The organism is Kribbella sp. NBC_00382 (assembly GCF_036067295.1).
Lineage (GTDB): Bacteria > Actinomycetota > Actinomycetes > Propionibacteriales > Kribbellaceae > Kribbella.
Genome location: NZ_CP107954.1, coordinates 7,591,730 through 7,611,577, shown reverse-complemented (window position 1 = coordinate 7,611,577; position 19,848 = coordinate 7,591,730). Strand labels below are relative to the sequence as shown.

Genomic DNA, 19,848 nt, shown 5'->3' with positions numbered 1-19,848 from the left:
GGATCTCCTCGGGGTTGCCGTTCTGCCACCCGTTAGAGTCCGGCCCCCTCCTGGTCTGATACAGCCGCTGCCGGGACCCGCTCGCGGTGGGCGATGATGTCGCGGCAGATCTCCTCGGCCCGCTGGGCCAGCACGCTGAGCAGGGTGTCGGAGATGCCGTGGGTCTGCTCGTTGACGCCCTGCAGGTAGCAGGCCGCCGCACTCGGTACGCCGAGCTCCAGCTGGTACTGGCGGGTGACGTCGATCCGGTCGAGGTCGAGGCTGCCCGCCAGCTCGCGGACCAGCCGCGGCATCCGGGTGTCGAAGCCAGTACCGAGGAAGACGACATCGCGATGCAGCTCGGTGACGGTACCGGTCCGGCGGTCGGTGAGCTCGAGCACCAGCTCGTCGCCGGTCTCGCGGGCGCCGGTGATGTCGACCATCGGGATCAGGCGGCGTTCGTGGCGGTGGTTGAAGCGGTCGAGGTACAGGTCGGCGTACAGGTGCTCCAGCATCGGGGGAGTGACGACGGAGTAGTTGGTCCGGTACATCTCCTGCAGGATCTGCTCCCGCGCGGCCGGCCGGGCGTCGTAGAACTCGTCGACGAAGCCGGGGTAGTACAGCTCGTTGGTGAACTTGCTGGACGCGTCGGAGCTCAGCCCGATGGACCGCATCAGCCAGGCGACGTCACTGTCGGGCAAGTCGTCGCGCAGGGCGCGGAACATCTCCGCGGCGCTCTGGGAGCTGCCGACGACGGCGACGCGGTACGGCAGCTCGCCATCGAATTGGGCCACTCGCTGCCGGTACTCCGTGCTGTGCACGACCCGGTTGGGCGGCAGGTCGGCGAGTACCGGCGGGATGTTGGCCTCGCGACTCCCGCCGTACACGAGGTACCGGCTGTTGATCGTGCTGCCGTCCGCGAGGGTGGTGACCCAGCCGGTCACCGCGCCGGACTCGTCCTTGCGCGGCCGCATCGCGACGACCTGCTTGCCGAGCTCGATCTTCACCTTCTCGAGCGACGCGGCGACCCAGCGCAGGTACTCGGTGAACTCCACCCGGTACGGGGTGAAGGTGCTCATGTTGACGAAATCGTCCATCCGCCCGGTCTCGAACAGATGGTTGAGGAACGAGAACTTGCTGGTCGGATCCCGCTGCGTGACCAGATCCTTGAGGAACGACACCTGGCTGGTAGCCCACGGCATCAACATCCCCTGCTGCCAGGCGATCTCCGTGTTCCGGTCGATCAGCAGACTGCTCTCCGCCAGCTCCGGCGCCAACTCCTCGAGCGCTACTGCGAGCCCTAGGTTCGACGGTCCGGCGCCGATGGCCAGCAGTTCCACGTCCACGCTCAGTTCCGACATCTGTGCCGCCCTCGTCTCGGGTCTGTTCACCTCCCTTCGAGAGCACTCGGTGCACGTCCGCTGATACACCTACTCCGGTTCGGACAGCAGAGCGATGCGTTTCCGGAGGCGGTTGGGGGCGAGCAGGAAGGTGATCGCCAGCGGGAGGTAGAAGACGAGGAGGAGCAGTTGCCAGGGGGAGCTGGTGATGGCGAGGCCGATCGCCGATACCACGGCCAATGAGAGGGCGACGATCAGGAGGGGGCGGCCGCGGCGCATTTGGCGGAGTTGTTCTTGGGCGACGGCGAGGGTTGTTGCGCGGAGGTCGGGGTCGGTGGGGAGCGGGCCTTTCCAGGCGGTCTTCAGGGCCAGTCGGCGGGCGTCCTTCGGGGTGTCGCCGAGTGCGCCGTTCTCCCAGCGCAGTCTGGTCTTGATGCCGTAGGCCATCGCGGCGGACACGAAGAGGGCCATCACTGCCGCGGAGACGGCCGACCAGAAGAGGTCACTGGTCTCGATGATGGCGATGGCGAACGCTACCGCCGCCCAGGCAAGCCAGAGCATCAGGAAGAGTGCCCAGGTGGGGGTCGAGTTCAGGCGTTCGCGCATGGCTGATGATCGCTTGGGGTGGGGGTCTTGAGGAACATCTCCGGGTGGTGGGTGGTTGGGTAGTGGTGTGCATGGTGAATACAAGGTGCCCGGTGGGAAGTTGGTTGTCGCCGATCTCGACGTTGTCGACGAGGTGGTGCGACGGGGGCGGATCAGTGGGGACTTCTTCCTGGAGCCCGATGACGCGTTGGAGCGGATCAATGGGGCGCTAGCGGGGGTACCGGTTGAGATGCCGGTGGCTCAGATTGCGGCTCGGGTTCGTGGGGTGCTCGGGGATGGCGTGGAGATGCTGGGGTTCTCGCCGGAGGCTGTTGCGGTGGCGGTACGGCGGGCGCTGACCGGTGCTACGGCGTGGACGGATCATGCGTGGGAATTCGTGCATGACGTGCCGCGGGAGCCGGCGTTGCAGATGGCGCTGGACGAGGTGCTGGCCGAGCAGGTGGGGGCGGGGGAGCGGCCGCCGACGCTGCGGATCTGGGAGTGGGCGTCGAACGCGGTCATCATCGGGAGCTTTCAGTCGCTGGCCAATGAGGTGGATCTCGGCGGGGCGGCTAAGCATGACGTGACGGTGGTACGGCGGATCAGTGGCGGCGGCGCGATGTTCGTCGAGCCGGGCAACACGATCACGTACTCGCTGTATGTGCCTGAGTCGCTCGTCTCAGGACTGTCCTTTGTCGACTCGTATGCCTTCCTGGACGACTGGGTCGTCGGGGCGCTGAACGAGCTCGGCATCGCCGCGACGTACCAGCCGATCAACGACATCACGTCCCCGGCCGGCAAGATCGCGGGCGCCGCCCAGAAGCGCTTCGCGGGTGGTGCGGTACTGCATCACGTGACGATGGCGTACGACATGGACGCGTCGAAGATGGTCGAGGTGCTCCGGATCGGCCGCGAAAAGATGTCCGACAAGGGCACCAAGAGCGCCAACAAACGAGTCGACCCCCTGCGCAGCCAGACCGGTCTTGAGCGAGGCGAAGTGATCACCCGCCTGGTAGGCACCTTCGCCAACCGCTACGGTCTCACCGACACGACGATCGACGCCGACACAGTCGCCGAAGCCCAGCGCCGAGTCGAGTCGAAGTTCGGCACCGACGACTGGCTCACCCGCGTGCCGTGACTGTTGTGTCGCAGGACATCGGTGACAGTTCTGCATCGAGATATCGGTGACGCTTTCGAGGGCGTTGGTGGTGACACTTCGGTGAGTCGTTACCGTCGTAGGACTCGGCCCTACACCTCGCATTGTCGAGTCTGAAGTCCCAGGTGCCGTTGTCCCATTGGATGACGGCAGATGCTGGCACCTGCCCGCCTCCACGCACTCCCACTGCCGGTCGAAAGGCGTCGCACGCCCGGTACGCGCGTGGCACACTTCCCGGATGCCGATCTCCGCCGAGCAGGTCGCCCATGCTTTCGGTCTCGGAGCCGTCCTGGAGGACCGCCCGCTGGCCAACGGAGACCGCCCGGCCGTCACCCGCATCGTGTCGACGACGACGGGGCGCTGGGTGGTCAAGCACGACCACCTCGCCTCCGTCGACCGTCCCGACCTCTCCGACTGGCAGCGCACCAAGGCCTGGACCGTGCACCGGCTGGAGAGCGCCGCCGCGGCGGCCGGCATCCCCATGCCGCGCCCCGTCCAACCGCCCGAGCCGAACGTGGGCTTCTGGTACGCGCCACCGGACGCGGGCGGCGACCTCGCCAGGGTGACCGAGTGGGTGGAGGGACGCGACCTGCGGGACGCCCGCATTCCCGATGAGGAGCTGGCTCCCTGGCTCGGCAGCGTGCTGGCCCGGATCGCCCGACTGGACGTGGCGGTCGACCAGGACGCCGACGCGTCGCCGGTCCACCCGCTGGAGGAGTGGCGGGACTGGGTCCGCGAGGCCGAGGGCGCGGCGGACCCGGCGCTGGGCGGGGCCGCCCGCGCCGTGCTCGGCGTGGCCGAGGACTCGGCCGATCTGATCGCCGACGCCCTGCGGAACCGCCCGCCCCTGACGATGACCCATGGGGACGCCGCCCGAGCCAACATCCTCGCCGGCCCGGACGGACTGGTGCTGATCGACTGGGAGTCGGCGACCGCCGACGTCCCGTGGTGGGACGCGGCAAGCAACGCCGTCCGGCTCGCCGCTGCCGACGAACGGAGCATCGCGGGCGGCGACCCACGGATCGTCCGGCCGCTGATCGCGTCCTACCGCGACCACGGCGGCCCGGCCGGGCCGGCCGACGCGACCGCCTTCGCCGGGTTACTCGTCGGGCACCTCAGCTTCACCGCCTGGTGCCTGTGGGTGGCGTTGGGACACCGCGACGAGAGCGCGGAGCAGGTCGAGTTCTGCACCCGCTCGCTCCTCGACGCCGCCGAGCACCTGCCGCGGATCCTTCGGCAAATAGACGACTGGGCAAGTCTCCTGGACTGACGGCCCAGCGGGGTCCGAACAGCGCAGAGGGCACAGCTGCCGGTCGCGGCTAGATCGTCGCCCCGTGGCCGCCTGAGAGACCACCGCGAAGACCGTCCCACCCGTGATCTGATCCGCCGGCCGGTCCCGACCCACCCGGGCACCAATGCCCACAGACCTGCCCGACGGCACCGTCACCTAAAGCTGACCAGCAACAGGTCCTCGTCATCACCGTCGCCGACCTCGAAGGCGAGATCCTCATCGAGCACACCAGACCCGCGCCCGGAGTGACCTACGTCGACAACGGCCACCCTCGCGGCCCACGCCAAGACCCCTGAACCGTCACCGATGTCCTGACACATCAAATGTCACCGATGTCCTGATCCAGAACCATCACCCGTGTCTTGAGACATCACACTCGCGGGCCGTGATGTTTTGACTTCATTCGAACAGTTGTTCTAATGTGGCCGCATGAAGAGCGGCGTGGTCGATCGAGAGTACGGCGGGCAGTCGTTCGCCGACGAGCTCGACCTGCTGCTCGAGTCCGGGGTGATCTGTGCGCCTGAGGACCCGGCTGGTCCTGCTGGGCCGAGGTTTCTCGATGAGGCGGACTACTACGACGAGCTCCCGCCACTGTCGGCGGTCGATGCACTTGAGTGGGAGCAGTGGGCCGGCATCGAGCAGGACGAGGCCGAGCGGCGTCTACTGGCAGAGAACGCGCCTGCCTGGGTGTTCCTCCCGCCCGGCGCCGAGCTGGCTGCCGCGCTGGCGCAGGTTCGCCCACAGTCGCTGTCTCCGATCGCTTTGATCGAACTGATGAAGGCGTCCGCGCGACAGACCGCGTGGAGTGAATCGATCCGGGTCGCGGCGATGGCCGCGTTCTACCGCCAGCGCAAAGCCCAGGCTGCCGAACTGCCAGACTCAGGCGAGGTCGACCTCCATGGTCGTCCGGTGGATCCGGAACGTTCGTGGGAGGCGGAGATCGCCTGCGCACTGAAGCTGTCGCCGCAGACAGTGAGCAAGCATGTCGGCACCGCGCTGCGTCTGACCAGCGTCCTGTCCAACACGCATTCCGCGTTGCGTTGCGGTGCGATCAGCCTGTCGAAGGCGATATCGATCAGCAAGGCGACCGAGCAGTTGGATGATGCGAAGACCCGTGCCGTCGAGAATGCGGTGCTGAAGCGGGCACCGATCCAGTCGCACGCCAACCTGCAGCGGTCGTTGAACCGTCAGGTCGCCAAGTACAACGCCAAGAACGCAGCCGACCGGCACCGGGAGGCCAAGGAGAAGCGTGAGGTCCGGGTCGTTCCCTTGGATGATGGCATGGCGGGTCTGTGGGTCGTCGACAGTGCCGACAAGATCCAGCAGATGTGGATCGTCATCCAGGCGATGGCCGACCTTGCCAAGCGACGCACCAGCAACTCCGACACAACCACTAGCTCCGACACAACCACTAGCTCCAGCGCATCCAGTACCACCCAGCGCGGTGCGACAGATGATGGGACTGCGGCTGGCTCGCCCGCGGACCAGCGGCCACCCGATCCCGCTACGGTCGGTCAGCAGCCGGTTCCTCGTCGAACGGCCGATCAGCGGCGGGCCGACGTGGTCGCGGACCTCTTCGACTTCATGCTGTGGAACGGACTCGACTGGCTCGGGCGGCGACTGCCCGACCAGCATCGACGCCGACCTCACATCGAAGTCCTCACTCCCATCACCACGCTGCTCGGCATGGGCGACGAACCCTGCGAGCTGACCGGCTACGGCCCGATACCAGCCGAGATGGCACGCCGTATCGCCGCCGATGCCACCTGGCGGCGCATCTTGACCGATCCGGTCAACGGGACCGTGCTCGAGGCTTCGACCACGCGACACGACCCGGGGATGCTCGTCTCGGAGACCTTGCTCGCGGCACATCCCACCTGCGACTGGGTGAACTGCAACCGAGCCGCCCGCGAATGCGATCGCGACCACGGCACCCCGTTTGCTCGGACCGGGATCACCCGGCTGGCCGACCTGCGCAACTACTGCGAACTGCACCACATCATCAAGGACACTCCCGCCTGGGGTTGGGTTGCCACCAACAACCCCGACGGCTCGACCACACTCACCACCCCCACCGGTCACCGCTACACCACCCCACCCGCAACGCCCGGCCCGATCCGCAAACCCCCACCAGCACCCGCTGTCAGCCAAGACGAACAACCACCGTTCTGAGCTGCCTGCTCTGACGCGGCGGGCGGAACGCCGGATGGGGAACGCCAGTCGACGACGGAGCACCCGAGCTACCCGGGTCGGCGCACCACCCGAGCAGCCGAACTCCTCGGCGCTCCGCCTGACTGGTTCCCGCAGCAGCGTGGGGTATTACCGGAGGTCGTCGGACAAGGCCTTGGCGGCTTGGGTTAGCAACGGGACTGCGTGGTGGAGGAGGTCTTCGGTCATTCGGCCTGCTGGGCCGGAGATTGAGAGGGCTAGGCGGGAGGGGGCGTCGGGGACTGGTACTGCGACGCAGCGGACTCCTTGCTCCTGTTCGCCTTCGTCCAGTGCGTAGCCGTCAGTTTCGGCCTTGTGGAGTTGGGCGATGAACTCGTCCGGGTTGGTGATGGTGGTCGCGGTGTGTTGGGGCATGCCGGTGCGGTGGAGGAGGTCGCGGACCTCTGGCTCTGGCAGCTTGGCGAGGATCGCCTTGCCGACGGCCGTGCAGTGGGGGAGGACCCGACGGCCGACCTCGGTGAACATGCGCATCGAGTGGCGGGACTGTACCTGAGCGAGGTACACGATCTGGTCGCCGTCGAGCATCGCCATGTTGGCCGATTCACCCACCTGGTCGACCAGTTCGGCCAGATGCGGTCGGGCCCAGATGCTGAGCATGTGCGACGACGCCTCGCCGAGACGGATCAGCCGCGGCCCGAGGACGTACTGGCGGGACGGCTCCTGGCGGACATAGCCGAGGTCCACCAAAGTGCGGACCAGGCGGTGGATCGTGGGCAGCGGGAGTCCGGAGGTGGTGGCGAGCTGGGACAGCGGCACCATCCCACCGGCGTCGGCCATCATCTCGAGCAGGGCGAAGGCACGCTCGATCGACTGCACGCTCCCCGAGCGACCCTTGCTTCCCGCGCCCTCCGGCTGCGTCCCGCCCGATCCTGCCGGTTCCGCCGCGGAGGTTCCGCTCTGCTTGTCCGCCACGGCGGCTCCACTCTCCTCGGTACTTCCGGATTATGGAAGTTTAACCACAGATGCCGGAAGTACCGAGGAACTCAGGAGCGGAGTGGGCGGCGGGCGAGTCTCGCCAGGCCGGCGGTGTCGACCCCGATCAGCTTGTCGAGCTCGGTGGTGTCGAGGGCACCGCACTCCAGGCCACGCAGTACAAAGCCAGCCAGCGCGGCGGCAGTCGCGGGCTCGTCCAAGTAGCCGGAATTGCCGCCTTCGACGTAAGCCCGGAGCCGAGCGGAAGCAGTCGCCAGACCTTCCCGATAGAACAGGTACGTCGCGATGTACCGACTCGGCAGTTGTGCCGGATGCATGTCCCAGCCCTGGTAGATACCGCGTTCCAGCGACCGGCGAACCAGACGCTGGTGGAGACGCCAGGCGGCATGCACCTGCTCGCGCTGACCAATGGGCAGCACATTGGTAGAGCCGTCACACACGAAGACGCCGGTACCTGCCGCAGCCAACTGCATGACGTCCTTCGCATGGTCGGCGACCGGATGCTCCATGCTCTGGTACGCCGCTGCGACCCCCAACGAGGCCGAATAGTCGTAGGTGCCGTAGTGCAGACCAGTGACCCGCCCCCCGCCGGCCCTGATCATCATGGGCAGCGGCGTCATACCGTTCGACCCGAGAATCGCCTGCGGCGTCTCCACCTGGATCTCGAACTTCAGCGAACCTGAAGCCAGCCCGTGCGACTGCTCGACGGCCCCGAGCACCAGCATCATCGCCGAGATCTGATCGAGCGACGTGACCTTCGCCAGGGTGATCACGAAGCCGTCCGTCACGGTCCCGGTGCGAGCCAGCTCGCCGACGAACAGATCGAGCGTCCGGACCCCACGCCGACGGCTCGGCGCCTCGAGCGACTTGATCCGGAGCCCGTGGTACGGCGGCGCCGCGTCGCCCTTGACCAGCTCCGCCAACGCCCGAGCCGCCTCGACCGCCGCAGCGTCCTCCTGCTCGTCCGGCCTTACCCCATAGCCGTCCTCGAAGTCGATCCGCAGGTCCTCGATCGGCTCGCGCTCAAGCTTGGCGCGTACGCGGTCGTAGACCTCGGCAGCGTGATCGGCCGGCAACCCCAGTACTTCGGTCAGCTCGGCGACGGACCCACCGTGCTCACGCAGTACTGCCCGAGCCTGCTCTGCCCACTCGCTGACGGTGCCGGCAGTGAAGCGATCAGCTGGCACGTAGACGGTATGGATCGGTTGCCTCACACCACGATCGCCGGGGTAGAGCGTCGTCAGGGCAGCATCGGCATCGGCCAGTCGCCGATCCAGTTCGGCAAACAGCTGTTCATCCACTGATGCTCCTCAGTAGTACTCGCTGGGTGTCGGCCACCTGGCGGGCCAAAGTCGGTTCGTCGATGGTGACGACGGTGTCCTGCTCGACGACGGGTTTTCCGTTGACCAGGAGCAGCTCCAGCGGTGGGGGAGCGCCCAGGGCCAACGCCGCCACGGGGTCGGCGATGCCGGCGTGGGCGAGGGTGTCGAGCCGCCAGACGGCGAGGTCGGCCAACTTGCCGACCTCTAGCGAGCCGATCTCGTCAGAGCGCCCGAGGATCCGCGCGCCATCCAGGGTCGCCAACTCCAAAGCTGTCCGTACGTCGAGAGCCTGCGGCCCACTACGAGCGCGGGCGAACAACAGCGCGTGGCGCAACTCCTCGAGCAGGCTGCCCGCTTCGTTGCTCGCGGCACCATCCACGCCGAGACCGACCGGACAGCCGGCGGCTCGCAGGTCGGCGACGCGGGCGATCCCGGCGCCAAGACGAGCGTTCGAGCTGGGGCAATGAGCGACGCCGGTCGAGCTCTGGCCAAGGCGTTTGATCTCCGCGTCGTCGAAGTGGATGCCGTGCGCGAACCACACGTCGGATCCGGTCCAGCCCAGCTCAGCGGCGTACTCCGACGGCGTACAGCCAAACCGCTCGTCGCACCACTCAGCTTCGTCCGTCGTCTCGGCCAGATGCGTGTGCAGCCGGACACCTTTGCGCCGGGCGAGTTCCGCCGACTCCCGCATGAGATCGCCGGTGACACTGAACGGCGAGCAGGGCGCGACGACGACCTGCAGCATCGAATCCGGCGAAGGGTCATGCCAGCGGTCGATCGCGGCCTCGGTCGCGAGCAGGATCTCCTCGCGATCCTCGACAACGGAATCGGGCGGCAGACCGCCGTCCTTCTGGCTGAGGTCCATCGAGCCGCGGGCCGGATGAAATCGCAGCCCCACCGCAGCAGCCGCGGTGATCTCAGCCTCGAGGAGATCACCGCCACGTCGTGGAAAGACATAGTGGTGATCCGACGCCGTCGTGCAACCGGTGCGCGCCAGTTGAGCCAGTGCGCCCTGCGCAGCCACATGGACCGACTGCTCGTCGATGCCTGCCCAGACCGGATACAGGGTGTTGAGCCAGCCGAAGAGCGTCGCGTCGGCCGCCAGTCCGCGCGTCACCCATTGGTACAGATGCTGGTGGGTGTTGACGAAGCCGGGCGTGACGAGACATCCGCGGCCGTCGATCACCCGCGCTCCGTCGTACGCCGGTGCTGGGCCGGCCCCGACCGCGACGATCCGGTTGCCGTCAGCAACGACGTGGCCGGTGGTCAGCTCGCGCCGTTCCCGGTCGAGCGTGACCACGGCCGCGCCGTCGATGACGATCAACAGAAGCCCGGTACTGCGTGCCAGGCCGACCCCGCGTCCGTCGCGTCGTCACGGACGACGGTCGCCTCGATCAACCCGTACGGCCGGTCCGCCGCGATGAAGACCTCACCAGGGTTCTCCACCTCGAACGGGCTCAGGTCGACCAGGAAGTGGTGCTTGTTGGGCGCCGAGAACTTGATCTCCGCGACCTCCGGGTGGCGCTCCAGTACCGCCTCGCCCATGCCGTACAGGGTCTGCTGCAGCGCGAGGCTGTGGATCGTGGCGAACTTCTCCAGCAGCAGGCTCTTGATCTCGTCGTACGACTTGTCCCAGTCGACGTCCGTGTGGTCATACCGCCAGCGGGCGACCAGCGACGTGGCGAGGATGCGGTCGTCGGTCTCCTTCAGGGTCGTGTACTTATCCTTGAGGAAGCCGTGGAACTCCGAGCCGGTCGACTTGAGCACGGTCAGGTCGCGGATGCCCGAGACGACATGTGCTTTGCGGTCGTCGCCACGGCCGTCGACGTTGACGACCGTCGTACGGATGCCGGCGCCGCTGCGGACGAAGGAGTGGTCGTGACCGGCGCCGTCGACTGGGATGCGCTCCCAGGGGTACTCCTCGATCTCGACCCGGGCGCCGTCGGCCGCGTCCGAGGCCGCCAGGAAGTGGTCGGCGAGAGTGAGCGCGAACTCCTCGATCGAGTCGACGCCCTTCTCCTTGGCGAAGGCGAAGGCGGTGTTCTTCTGGCTGTCGGTCGGCAGTACGTCGGACTGGTCGCCGGTCGTGTGCGCGTTCTCGAACCGGCCGCGCAACGCGGACGAGACGTTGAGGTCGCGGATCTGGTGCCGGGGCGTGTCGCGGTAGATGCGGACGACGCGGCTCTCGGCCTTGCCGTACTGATTGGCTCCCAGGTGGATCGCCATCGGATCAGCTCCCTCGATAAGTGGAAAAGGCGAACGGGCTGAGCAGCAACGGAACGTGGTAATGCCGCTCGTCGCCGATCAGAAAGGTCACGGTGACCTCGGGAAAGAAGGTGTCTTGGTCGGTAGCGCGCGCATAGGCGGCGGTGTCGAACGTCAGTTGGTAGGTGCCGGCGATCAGTTCCTTGTCGGTCAGGCTGCCGATCCGTCCGTCGTGATCGGTGGTCCCGTTGCCGAGTGTCAGGACGGCCGGCTTGAGGCGGGTCAGCTTGACCGGGACACCTTCGGCCGGCTTTCCAAGCGCTGTGTCTAGGACGTGGGTGGAGAGGGTGCTCATGTGATCGCCTTTGCTAGGCGGAGGAGGGCTATTTTGCGGAGTTCTTCGTGGACTACGACTGCCTCGGTGGTGTCGTCGTTGGTGAGGCGATGGCGGAGCGCGGTGAGCATCTCGGTGGCTGACAGGCCGGTGGCGCAGATCAGGAAGACCCGGTTGAAACGCTGCTCGTACTCCCGGTTGCCGGCCGCGAGGGCCTCCCGCGCCACCGGGTCGTCGCCGACGCCGGACTGTTCCTTGCGGGACCAGGCTGCTTCGGTGCTCCCGCCTTGAGCGCGATCACCGATGCGCGGGTGCGCGGCGAGCGCCCGGGCGACCTCATCGTTGGTCAGGGCGCGGGCAGCCTCATCCGCGACCTTGGTGAGGGCGGCGAGTTCGGCGTACGGGCGGTCGGCGAGGATGGTGTCGACCCAGCCCGGGACGTCGCAGCAAGCGGCCAGCAGCGGGCGCAGCTCGTCGGCGCGAGTGGAGTTGAAGTCCTGCAGGTTCATCCGACCTCCACGTCATTGACCAGTTGGCCGTCGATCCAGACCGCGCGGACGTCGGCCGGCGTACCGAGCGTGAAGGCGCGGGCCAGCGCGTCCTCGTAGTCCTCGGCATGCTCCAGCCCGATCGCCAGCGGCGAACCGTCGGCCGGCCGCAGCAGCTGAGCATCGAACCGCTTGCCCACACTCAGCTCGCCGACGTCGTCCAATCCCAGCGCTTCCGCTCCGGCAGTCGTTGCCAGATGCAACAAGTGTGCGGAGTTCAGGGCCAGACCGCGATCGCCCATCAGCTGCTGGCAGAAGTACGCCTGCAGCCCCTCCTTCAACAACGAGAACCCGGTACCAGCGCCAACATCCGAACCGAGCGCGACCCTGACGCCGTGCTCGAGGTGCCGGGTGAGCGGGAAGAGCCCACTGCCGAGCACCGCGTTGCTCGTCGGGCAATGTGCGATAGTCGCTCCGCTGTCGCCGAGCAGCTTGAGCTCGACGTCGGTCGGGTGGACGTTGTGGGCGAGCACGCTTCGCCGGTCGACCAGGCCGTGCTTGTCATAGGTACTGACGTAGTCGCTGCCGCCGAAGAGCTCGGTCACTGTGGCGATCTCTGCCTCGTTCTCGTTGAGGTGCGAGGTGAAGAGGGCGCCCGGGATCTCCTCGAGGATCGTGTGGCAGGTCGCGAGGAGGTCGTCCGTGCAGGAGAGGGAGAACCGTGGCGTCACGGCGTACCGGTTGCGGCCGACGCCGTGCCAGCGGTTAGCCAGCTCGAGGGACTCCGTGTAGGCGCGTTCCGGTGTGGTGAGCAGGTCCGCGCGGATGATCCGGTCGCTCACGACCAGCCCGCTGGTGATCCGCAGGCCCACCCGGGAGGCGGCCGTGAAGAGGGTGTCGACGGCGGAGGCGAAGTGCGCGCCGAAGACCAGCGCGCTCGTGGTACCGGCTGCCGCCAGACCACGGACGAACTCGTCGGCCACGCTGGACGCATACGTCGCGTCGGCCATCCGGGCTTCCTCGGGCAGCGCGTAGCGGTCGAGCCATTCGAGCAACGGCATCCCCATACCGCCGACCGCGCGGATCTGCGGGAAGTGCACGTGGGTGTCGACGAAGCCGGGCAGCACCAGGCCGCCGGTCAGGTCGACGACGCGCTCGGCCGGGTGGGCGTTGCGGAGTTCCAGGAACGACCCGCGGGCGGTGATCAGGCCGTCCTCGACGAGCAGCGCGGCGTCAGTGGCGACGCGTAAGGCGCCGCCGGTGAACGGGTTGTCCGGGGTGTCGAGGAACGTGCCTCTGAAGAGCGTCATGCTTTTGCCTCACGGTGAACCGGCGCGGAGTTGCGCTCGGCAACGAACAGTTGGAGCAGCCAGGCGGCCACGCTGACCGCGATGACGGCCGGCTCCTTGCCGGGCAGATCGGACAGGCCGATCGGGGTGGTGATCGAGTCGATCGCCTCGACCGGGTTGCCGTCGTCGGCGAGCTTCTTGCGGAACCGCGCCCACTTCGCGCTCGATCCGATCAGGCCGATCGTGGCCAGCTGCCCATTGCGGAGGGCGGCGTCGCAGAGGGCGGCATCCTCCGCGTGGTCGTGCGTCATCACCAGCGCGTGCGTGCCTGGTGGCAACTCACCGACGACGAGCTCCGGTAGTACCGGTACGTGGTGGACGTGTACTCCGGCTACGGCGTCGTCGAGGACGGATAGGCGCGACGGTACGAGCTGGTCGGGTCGCGAGTCGATCAGGTGCAGCTCCAGATCGTGCCGGGCGAGGATGCGCGCCAGCTCGAGTCCGACATGCCCGATCCCGAAGATTGCCACCGCCGGTACCACCGGCAACGGCTCCAGCAGCAACTTCACCTCACCGCCACAACATTGGACGGCTTGCTGGAAGGGGGCCTTATCCGACAGCGAAAACTCCAGTACTTCGGGCTCGCCGGCTCCATCGGCCAGCAGAACCCGCGCCCGCTCGATGGCCACCGCTTCGAGGTTGCCCCCACCAACAGTCGCCCAGACACCATCCGCGGAGACGACCATCTTGGCGCCGGCATCCCGCGGCGAGTGCCCACGAACGGAGATCACCGTCACCAGCACGCCGGCCCGACGCTGCTCGCGAAGAGCTTGAACAGCTCGCATCCACTCCATCTCGCTCACCCCTCACTCACGCTGGTGGGGGAGGTGGAGCCAGCTCGGGCCTTCTCGAGCGCCCAGTAGACCGCCTCCGGCGTCGCGGGGCAGCCGAGGTCGACGCTTGTGCCGGCTGGCCCGAAGGCTGCGGCTGCCTGGCGAAGCGCTTCGCGGACTGAGAAGGCGAGCATCAGCGGCGGTTCGCCGACGGCTTTGGAGCCGTAGACCGCGCCGTCTTCGTGGGCCTTCTCCAGTAGGCGGACGTTGAAGATCTCGGGCATCTCCGAGAAGCTCGGCAGTTTGTACGTGCTAGCTGCCTGGGTGGCTAGCCGTCCACGGTTCGGGCCATTGCTCTCGTCCCAGCGCAGGTCCTCCAGCGTCAGCCAGCCGGCGCCCTGGACGAATCCACCCTCGATCTGCCCGATGTCGATCAGCGGGCTGAGGCTGTCGCCGACGTCATGGACGATGTCCACCTGCCGCAACGTGTACGCGCCGGTGAAGCCGTCGACCTCGACCTCAGAGGCCGCAACGCCATACGCGAAGTACTTGAACGGCTCCCCGCGCATCGCATTGGCATCCCAATGCAGCCCCTCGGTCCGATAGAAGCCGGCCGCCCACAACTGCACCCGCTGGAAGTACGCCGCGTTGACGACCTCTTCCCAGCTCAGGCTCGTACTGTCGAAGGTCAGCCCACGCACGCGACCATCCACGAACCGCACGTCGTGCGCGCCGATTCCCAACTTGCCCCCGGCAACTTGTTCGAGCCGCGTGCGGATCTGCTCACAGGCATTCTTGATCGCGGCACCGTTGAGGTCGGCACCCGAGCTCGCGGCCGTGGCTGAGGTGTTGGGCACCTTGTCGGTCCGCGTCGGCGCCAGCCGTACCCGTTCCAGCGGAACACCGAGCGTCGTCGCCGCCACCTGCAACATCTTGGTGTGCAGCCCTTGGCCCATCTCGGTACCGCCGTGATTGATCAGCACCGAGCCGTCCTTGTAGACGTGCACCAGCGCGCCCGCCTGGTTGAACGCGGTCAGGTTGAACGAGATGCCGAACTTCACCGGCGTCATCGCGATCGCCCGCTTGAGGTGCGGATGCGTCGCGTTGAACTCCGCGATCTCGGTCTTCCGCTGTTCGATGTCGCCGGTTTCGAGTACCTCGCTCCAGCACGCCTCGAGCCGCTCGGCATGACGTACCGGCATCCCGTACGGCGTACTGTCGCCGGACTGGTAGAAGTTGCGCCGCCGCAGCTCCATCGCGTCGTACCCGAGCTGCGGCGCGCACCGGCCGAGGATGTCCTCGATCACGAGCATGCCCTGCGGCCCGCCGAAGCCGCGGAAGGCGGTCTGTGACGTCTTGTTCGTCTTGGCGATCCGGCCGTCGACGCGGACGTTGGGGATCGAGTACCCGTTGTCGATGTGGCACATCGCGCGGGCGAGCACCGGCTCGGACAGGTCGAGACTCCAGCCACCATCGGCCGTGAGCGTTGCGTCGAGGGCAACGAGATGACCCTCGTCGTCGAAGCCGACCCGCCACGAGCTGTGGAAGCCGTGCCGCTTGCCGGTCATCGTGACGTCCTGGGTGCGGTTGAGGCGCAGCCGCACCGGCCGCCCGGTCAACGTCGCGCCGAGCGCCGCGATGGCGGCGAAACCGTGCGGCTGCATCTCCTTGCCGCCAAACCCGCCACCCATCCGCAAGCACTGGACGGTCACCGCGTGGCTCGCGACGCCGAGCACGTGGGCGATGATCTCCTGCGTCTCCGACGGATGCTGCGTGCTGCTCTGGACGAAGATCTGGCCGCCCTCGTCGATGAGGGCCAGCGCCGAGTTGGTCTCCAGGTAGAAGTGCTCCTGCCCGGCGAACTCGAACTCGCCCTCGAAGACATGCGGCGCGGAGCTCAGTGCGGCCTCGACATCACCGTTCTCCAGATGCCGCCCGATCCCCTGGAAGTTGCCCGCGGCAATCGCTTCGCGGACGGTCACCAGCGAGGGCAGTTCCTCGTACTCGACCTCGACCGCCAAAGCGCCAAGCCGCGCAGCCTCCAGCGTCTCGCCGAGCACCCAGCAGATCGCATGCCCGTGAAACATCGCCTCCGACGGGAACAGCGGCTCGTCATGCTTCACCCCGGCGTCGTTGACCCCAGGCACATCCTCCGACGTCAGCACCCGGACAACGCCCGGTACGTCGTACGCCGGCTTCACCCGGAGATCCAGGATCCGCGCATGAGCATGCGGCGACTGAACCGGCCAGGCATGCAGTACGTCACGGGTCCGCTGCACGAGGTCGTCGGTGTAGAGCGCCTCGCCGGTCACATGCAGCGCGGCACTCTCATGCGGCAACGGCAGCCCGACGATCGAGTTCTCCGGACGGAGCGACAACGAGCTCATGCGCTGACCCCCTCGGCTGCAAGGTGCTGAGCAAAGAAGCGGAGCAACGACTGCCCAAGCATCGCCGACCGGTACGCCGAACTAGCCCGGTGATCGTCCATCGGAGTCCCCTCCCCGGCCAGTACTCCGGCCGCTTCGCGGACGCTCTGCTCGGTCCACGGCTGGCCGATCAACGCGTCCTCCGTCGCTCGCGCACGCAACGGCGTGGCCGCCACTCCACCGAGCCCGATCCGCGCCTGCCGAACCACTCCGTCGACGACCTCCACGGCGTACCCGATCGCAACGCTTGAGATGTCGTCGAACCGCCGCTTGGCAATCTTGTGGAACGCGGTCATCGGTGCCAACGGCAACGGCACCACGATGCTCCGAATCAACTCATCCGGCGCCTTCAGCGTCTGCCGGTAGCCAGTGAAGTAGTCGGCGAGGGCGACGGTGCGCTCACCGCGGGTCGAGGTGAGGACCAGCGATGCGTCGAGGGCGAGCAGCGCCGGTGGAGTATCACCAATCGGCGACCCAGTCCCAAGGTTGCCGCCGATCGTCGCCCCGTTGCGAATCAACCGAGAAGCAAACTGCGGAAACACCTGAGCCAGCAACGGCACCCGTCCCGCGAGCAACCGCTCGATCTCGCTCAACGTCAACGCAGCGCCGATCCGCACCTCGCCCGGCCCGCTGGCCCGACCAACCTCACCCAGCCCATCGGGCTGACCGGGCTCGTCCACCTTGCTGAGGCCGTAGGCCTCGCCTGGCTGGGGGTGCCACGTGAACTCACGGAGTTCGGCCAGGCGGTCGACGGCTACGACGAGTGGGGGCCGGAGGCCTCGGATGTTGACCTCTACGCCGGCGTCGGTGGAGCCGGCGACGATTCGGGCCTCGGGGCACTCGGTGAGGATCTCCAGGACCTCGGCCAAGGTGGCCGGGCGGATGAACTCCGCTCCGTCGACAGTTAGGCGGGTGGCGACCGGGGGAGGAGGGGGTGACGACCGGCGGGCCGCGAGCGTGTCGTCGGCGGCCGGATCACCCAAAGCGTAGGCGGCGTCGCGGATGGGGCGGTAGCCGGTGCAGCGGCAGAGGTTGCCGCTCAACGCATGGAGGTCGAAGCCGTTGGGGCCGTGCTCATGCTCGCAAGAGGCGGACGGAGTGCGGTCTGCGCGGTAGTACTCGGCGGCCATGCTGCACACGAAGCCCGGAGTACAGAAGCCACACTGGGATCCGCCGCGGACTGCCATCTCCTGTTGGACCGGGTGCAGCTCAGTGCTCTTGCCGAGGCCTTCCGAGGTGATGATCTCCTGGCCGTCGAGGGATGCTGCGGGCAGAAGGCAGGCGTTGATGGCCGTCCACTGGGTGGGGGTGTCGATGCCCGGGCGGGCGACCAGTACCGAGCAGGCACCGCACTCGCCCTCGGCGCAGCCTTCCTTGGCTCCGGTCAGTCCTCGGTCGCGGAGCCAGTCCAGCACGGTGGTGTGGACAGGTACGCCGTCGAGGCTGGCGTCTGTGCCGTTCACCTTGATCGTCGTCATGGTCGGCTCCAGCGGGTCCTTGCACTGTGGATGGGGTTCGCGTCCTGCAGGAAGTCGTCGAAGCGGTAGCCGGCGATCTTCGCGATCTCCAGCAGCGCGGCGGCGTGCTCCTGGTTCTCGCAGTTGCCGAGCCGTACCCGGCCCTGCTCGACGATCCGGTCGAACGACTCCGCGTCCCTGACCGAGATGACGAGCGGGAAGCCGAACCGCTCCTTGTACTCCGCGGTGATCGCCGCCAACTCGTCCCGGTCGGGCTCCGGCAGGAAGGTCAGCCCTCGAGTCGCCTGATCGCGCAGTGAGGCCTCGCCACTGAGCCCGTCGGCGACGAACTGCGAGCCGAGCTGCGGATACGACCCGATCAGCTCGCGCTGCTCCTCAGGCGACCCGGAGAAGAGCGCCTCCTGGAACGACCGGCGCAAGGCATGCGTATCGGTGAACGGCCGCATCTCCCAGGCCCGTTCGACCATCCAGGTCGGTCCCTGGAACAGCCCGGAGAAGGTCTGTACGAACTCGTCGCGGCTCATCTTGTTCACCTGGTCGAGCCGGACCAGCCCGGTACGGTTCGGTTGGCCGGCCACCGCGGGGCCGAAGTCCTTGCCGACGTGGTGGAAGAGCAGGTTCAGCCCGATCGCGGTCAGGCTGCCGAGCGTGATGCCGCTGCCGAAGATGATCTCGGCCCAGTCCGGTACCGCCTGGGAGATCTGCGGCTGCGCGGTGACGTACATCGCCAGGCCGACGCTGGTCGCCACGATCACCACGTTGCGGTGGTCGTGGAAGTCGACCTTGGCCAGCGTCTGGAAACCGACCACCGCGACGGTGGCGAACATCGCCAGGGCGGCGCCGCCGAGCACAGGGTGCGGGATGCCGGCCACGATCGCGCCCGCCTTGGGGATCAGGCCGAGCAGGATCATGATCCCGCCGGCCGTGGCGACCACCCAGCGGCTCTTCACCCGGGTCAGCCGGACCAGCCCGACATTCTCGGCGAAGCAGGTATAGGGGAAGGAGTTGAAGATGCCGCCGATCGTGGTGGCCAGGCCGTCGGCGCGCAGCGCCCGGGCGATGTCGTTGCGGGTGATCCGCTTCTGCACGATCTCGCCGGTCGCGAACACGTCACCGGTGGTCTCCACCGCGGTGATCAGCATGACGACGACCATCGAGATGATCGCGGCGATCGAGAACTTGGGCCAGCCGAAGTAGAAGGGCTGGGTCACGCCGACCCAGGCCGCGTCGCCGACCGCACCGAAGTGCGCGTCACCGAAGCTCCACGCGACCAGGGTCCCGACGACCAGGCCGACCAGTACTGCGACCGTGGCCATGAAGCCCTTGAAGACTCGCTGGATGAGCACGATCAGCGCGAGCGTCCCGAGTGCATAGGCGAGGTTCTTGCCACTGGTCGGGTCCGAGGTCGGTCCCGCGCCGCCGGTCGCGTCCCCGGCGGCCACCGGCAGCAGGGCCAGCCCGATGATCGTGATCACCGAGCCCGTGACGACGGGTGGGAAGTACCGGATCAGCTTGCTGAAGAACGGGGCGATGAAGAAGGTCGCCAGCCCGGCCACCAGGACCGCGCCGTAGATGACCAGCAGGCCGTCCGTACCGCCGCCGGCTGCGAGGCCGATGGCGATCATCGGCGAGACTGCCGTGAAGGTCACGCCCTGCAGCAGCGGCAGCCGGACACCGACCTTCCAGAAGCCGACCGACTGGATGATCGAGGCGATACCGCAGGTGAACAGGTCGGCGTTGATCAGGTGCACCAGCTGCGCCGTGCTCAGGCCGATCGAGTTCGCTAGCAGGATCGGTACGATCACCGCGCCGGCATAGAAGGCCAGCACGTGCTGGGTGCCGTAGACGGCGAGCTTGCCCGGCGAGAGCACTTCGTCGACAGGATGACGACTTGCGCGGCTCGGTCGCGTTTCTGCCTTCATTCGGCACCTTCCAAGGGGTCGCGGCGGATCTGACCTGC

The 19,848-nt window shown here is 67.5% G+C and carries 16 protein-coding genes; 3 read left to right on the top strand and 13 right to left on the bottom strand.

Annotated features, from left to right (window positions below; translation table 11 throughout):
- Positions 1 to 32 precede the first annotated feature (32 nt).
- Both OHA70_RS35775 and OHA70_RS35770 read right to left on the bottom strand, forming a co-directional pair.
- Positions 33 to 1,340 (bottom strand): SidA/IucD/PvdA family monooxygenase, encoded by a 1,308-nt coding sequence (locus OHA70_RS35775; protein WP_328325430.1) that lies wholly within the window; start codon positions 1,338 to 1,340, stop codon positions 33 to 35.
- A gap of 69 nt (positions 1,341 to 1,409) precedes the next feature.
- Complete coding sequence (locus OHA70_RS35770) at positions 1,410 to 1,925, bottom strand: hypothetical protein (protein ID WP_328325428.1); 516 nt, start codon at positions 1,923 to 1,925, stop codon at positions 1,410 to 1,412.
- Between the two features lie 85 nt (positions 1,926 to 2,010).
- Between OHA70_RS35770 and OHA70_RS35765 the strand changes: the two genes are divergently transcribed.
- The 3 genes from OHA70_RS35765 to OHA70_RS35755 all read left to right on the top strand — a co-directional run bounded on the left by OHA70_RS35765 (position 2,011) and on the right by OHA70_RS35755 (position 6,523).
- On the top strand, positions 2,011 to 3,042 hold the full coding sequence (locus OHA70_RS35765) for a lipoate--protein ligase family protein (protein ID WP_328325426.1): 1,032 nt from the start codon (positions 2,011 to 2,013) through the stop codon (positions 3,040 to 3,042).
- A 256-nt stretch (positions 3,043 to 3,298) separates the two neighbouring features.
- The gene (locus OHA70_RS35760) at positions 3,299 to 4,330 is read left to right on the top strand and encodes an aminoglycoside phosphotransferase family protein (protein ID WP_328325424.1); all 1,032 of its coding nucleotides are present in this window, start codon (positions 3,299 to 3,301) and stop codon (positions 4,328 to 4,330) included.
- A 450-nt stretch (positions 4,331 to 4,780) separates the two neighbouring features.
- A complete protein-coding gene (locus OHA70_RS35755) occupies positions 4,781 to 6,523 on the top strand; it encodes a DUF222 domain-containing protein (protein WP_328325422.1) in 1,743 nt (580 codons plus the stop codon).
- Between the two features lie 147 nt (positions 6,524 to 6,670).
- Here OHA70_RS35755 and OHA70_RS35750 read toward each other — a convergent pair whose 3' ends face one another.
- The 11 genes from OHA70_RS35750 to uraD (OHA70_RS35700) all read right to left on the bottom strand — a co-directional run bounded on the left by OHA70_RS35750 (position 6,671) and on the right by uraD (OHA70_RS35700) (position 19,810).
- Positions 6,671 to 7,492, bottom strand: coding sequence for an IclR family transcriptional regulator (locus OHA70_RS35750; RefSeq protein ID WP_328325420.1), 822 nt, complete (start codon positions 7,490 to 7,492; stop codon positions 6,671 to 6,673).
- A gap of 71 nt (positions 7,493 to 7,563) precedes the next feature.
- The gene (locus OHA70_RS35745) at positions 7,564 to 8,814 is read right to left on the bottom strand and encodes a DUF6986 family protein (RefSeq protein ID WP_328325418.1); all 1,251 of its coding nucleotides are present in this window, start codon (positions 8,812 to 8,814) and stop codon (positions 7,564 to 7,566) included.
- Complete coding sequence (locus OHA70_RS35740; RefSeq protein ID WP_328325416.1) at positions 8,807 to 10,159, bottom strand: 8-oxoguanine deaminase; 1,353 nt, start codon at positions 10,157 to 10,159, stop codon at positions 8,807 to 8,809. Before OHA70_RS35740 ends, OHA70_RS35745 begins: the two co-directional genes overlap by 8 nt.
- Positions 10,156 to 11,061: a factor-independent urate hydroxylase gene (gene pucL, locus OHA70_RS35735; protein ID WP_328325414.1), complete on the bottom strand. Its 906-nt coding sequence runs from the start codon at positions 11,059 to 11,061 to the stop codon at positions 10,156 to 10,158. The genes OHA70_RS35740 and pucL overlap by 4 nt, the downstream gene beginning before the upstream one ends.
- A 4-nt stretch (positions 11,062 to 11,065) precedes the next feature.
- Entirely contained in the window at positions 11,066 to 11,395 is a 330-nt protein-coding gene (gene uraH / locus OHA70_RS35730; protein WP_328325412.1) for a hydroxyisourate hydrolase, read from the bottom strand.
- Positions 11,392 to 11,883, bottom strand: coding sequence for a 2-oxo-4-hydroxy-4-carboxy-5-ureidoimidazoline decarboxylase (gene uraD, locus OHA70_RS35725; protein WP_328325410.1), 492 nt, complete (start codon positions 11,881 to 11,883; stop codon positions 11,392 to 11,394). Before uraD (OHA70_RS35725) ends, uraH begins: the two co-directional genes overlap by 4 nt.
- Complete coding sequence (gene guaD, locus OHA70_RS35720; protein WP_328325408.1) at positions 11,880 to 13,172, bottom strand: guanine deaminase; 1,293 nt, start codon at positions 13,170 to 13,172, stop codon at positions 11,880 to 11,882. Before guaD ends, uraD (OHA70_RS35725) begins: the two co-directional genes overlap by 4 nt.
- On the bottom strand, positions 13,169 to 13,996 hold the full coding sequence (gene xdhC / locus OHA70_RS35715) for a xanthine dehydrogenase accessory protein XdhC (RefSeq protein ID WP_328325406.1): 828 nt from the start codon (positions 13,994 to 13,996) through the stop codon (positions 13,169 to 13,171). Before xdhC ends, guaD begins: the two co-directional genes overlap by 4 nt.
- A gap of 14 nt (positions 13,997 to 14,010) precedes the next feature.
- Entirely contained in the window at positions 14,011 to 16,371 is a 2,361-nt protein-coding gene (gene xdhB / locus OHA70_RS35710) for a xanthine dehydrogenase molybdopterin binding subunit (RefSeq protein WP_328325404.1), read from the bottom strand.
- Positions 16,368 to 17,888 (bottom strand): xanthine dehydrogenase small subunit, encoded by a 1,521-nt coding sequence (locus OHA70_RS35705; protein WP_328325402.1) that lies wholly within the window; start codon positions 17,886 to 17,888, stop codon positions 16,368 to 16,370. Before OHA70_RS35705 ends, xdhB begins: the two co-directional genes overlap by 4 nt.
- Positions 17,885 to 19,810, bottom strand: coding sequence for a 2-oxo-4-hydroxy-4-carboxy-5-ureidoimidazoline decarboxylase (uraD, locus tag OHA70_RS35700; protein ID WP_328325400.1), 1,926 nt, complete (start codon positions 19,808 to 19,810; stop codon positions 17,885 to 17,887). The genes OHA70_RS35705 and uraD (OHA70_RS35700) overlap by 4 nt, the downstream gene beginning before the upstream one ends.
- Positions 19,811 to 19,848 lie beyond the last annotated feature (38 nt).

Coding starts and splice junctions, on each gene's coding strand:
- guaD (WP_328325408.1), bottom strand. CDS start 13,172: ATGACGCTCTTCAGAGGCACGTTCCTCGACACCCCGGACAACCCGTTC.
- uraD (WP_328325400.1), bottom strand. CDS start 19,810: ATGAAGGCAGAAACGCGACCGAGCCGCGCAAGTCGTCATCCTGTCGAC.
- xdhC (WP_328325406.1), bottom strand. CDS start 13,996: ATGCGAGCTGTTCAAGCTCTTCGCGAGCAGCGTCGGGCCGGCGTGCTG.
- OHA70_RS35755 (WP_328325422.1), top strand. CDS start 4,781: ATGAAGAGCGGCGTGGTCGATCGAGAGTACGGCGGGCAGTCGTTCGCC.
- OHA70_RS35760 (WP_328325424.1), top strand. CDS start 3,299: ATGCCGATCTCCGCCGAGCAGGTCGCCCATGCTTTCGGTCTCGGAGCC.
- uraH (WP_328325412.1), bottom strand. CDS start 11,395: ATGAGCACCCTCTCCACCCACGTCCTAGACACAGCGCTTGGAAAGCCG.
- OHA70_RS35705 (WP_328325402.1), bottom strand. CDS start 17,888: ATGACGACGATCAAGGTGAACGGCACAGACGCCAGCCTCGACGGCGTA.
- xdhB (WP_328325404.1), bottom strand. CDS start 16,371: ATGAGCTCGTTGTCGCTCCGTCCGGAGAACTCGATCGTCGGGCTGCCG.
- OHA70_RS35770 (WP_328325428.1), bottom strand. CDS start 1,925: ATGCGCGAACGCCTGAACTCGACCCCCACCTGGGCACTCTTCCTGATG.
- pucL (WP_328325414.1), bottom strand. CDS start 11,061: ATGGCGATCCACCTGGGAGCCAATCAGTACGGCAAGGCCGAGAGCCGC.
- OHA70_RS35775 (WP_328325430.1), bottom strand. CDS start 1,340: ATGTCGGAACTGAGCGTGGACGTGGAACTGCTGGCCATCGGCGCCGGA.
- uraD (WP_328325410.1), bottom strand. CDS start 11,883: ATGAACCTGCAGGACTTCAACTCCACTCGCGCCGACGAGCTGCGCCCG.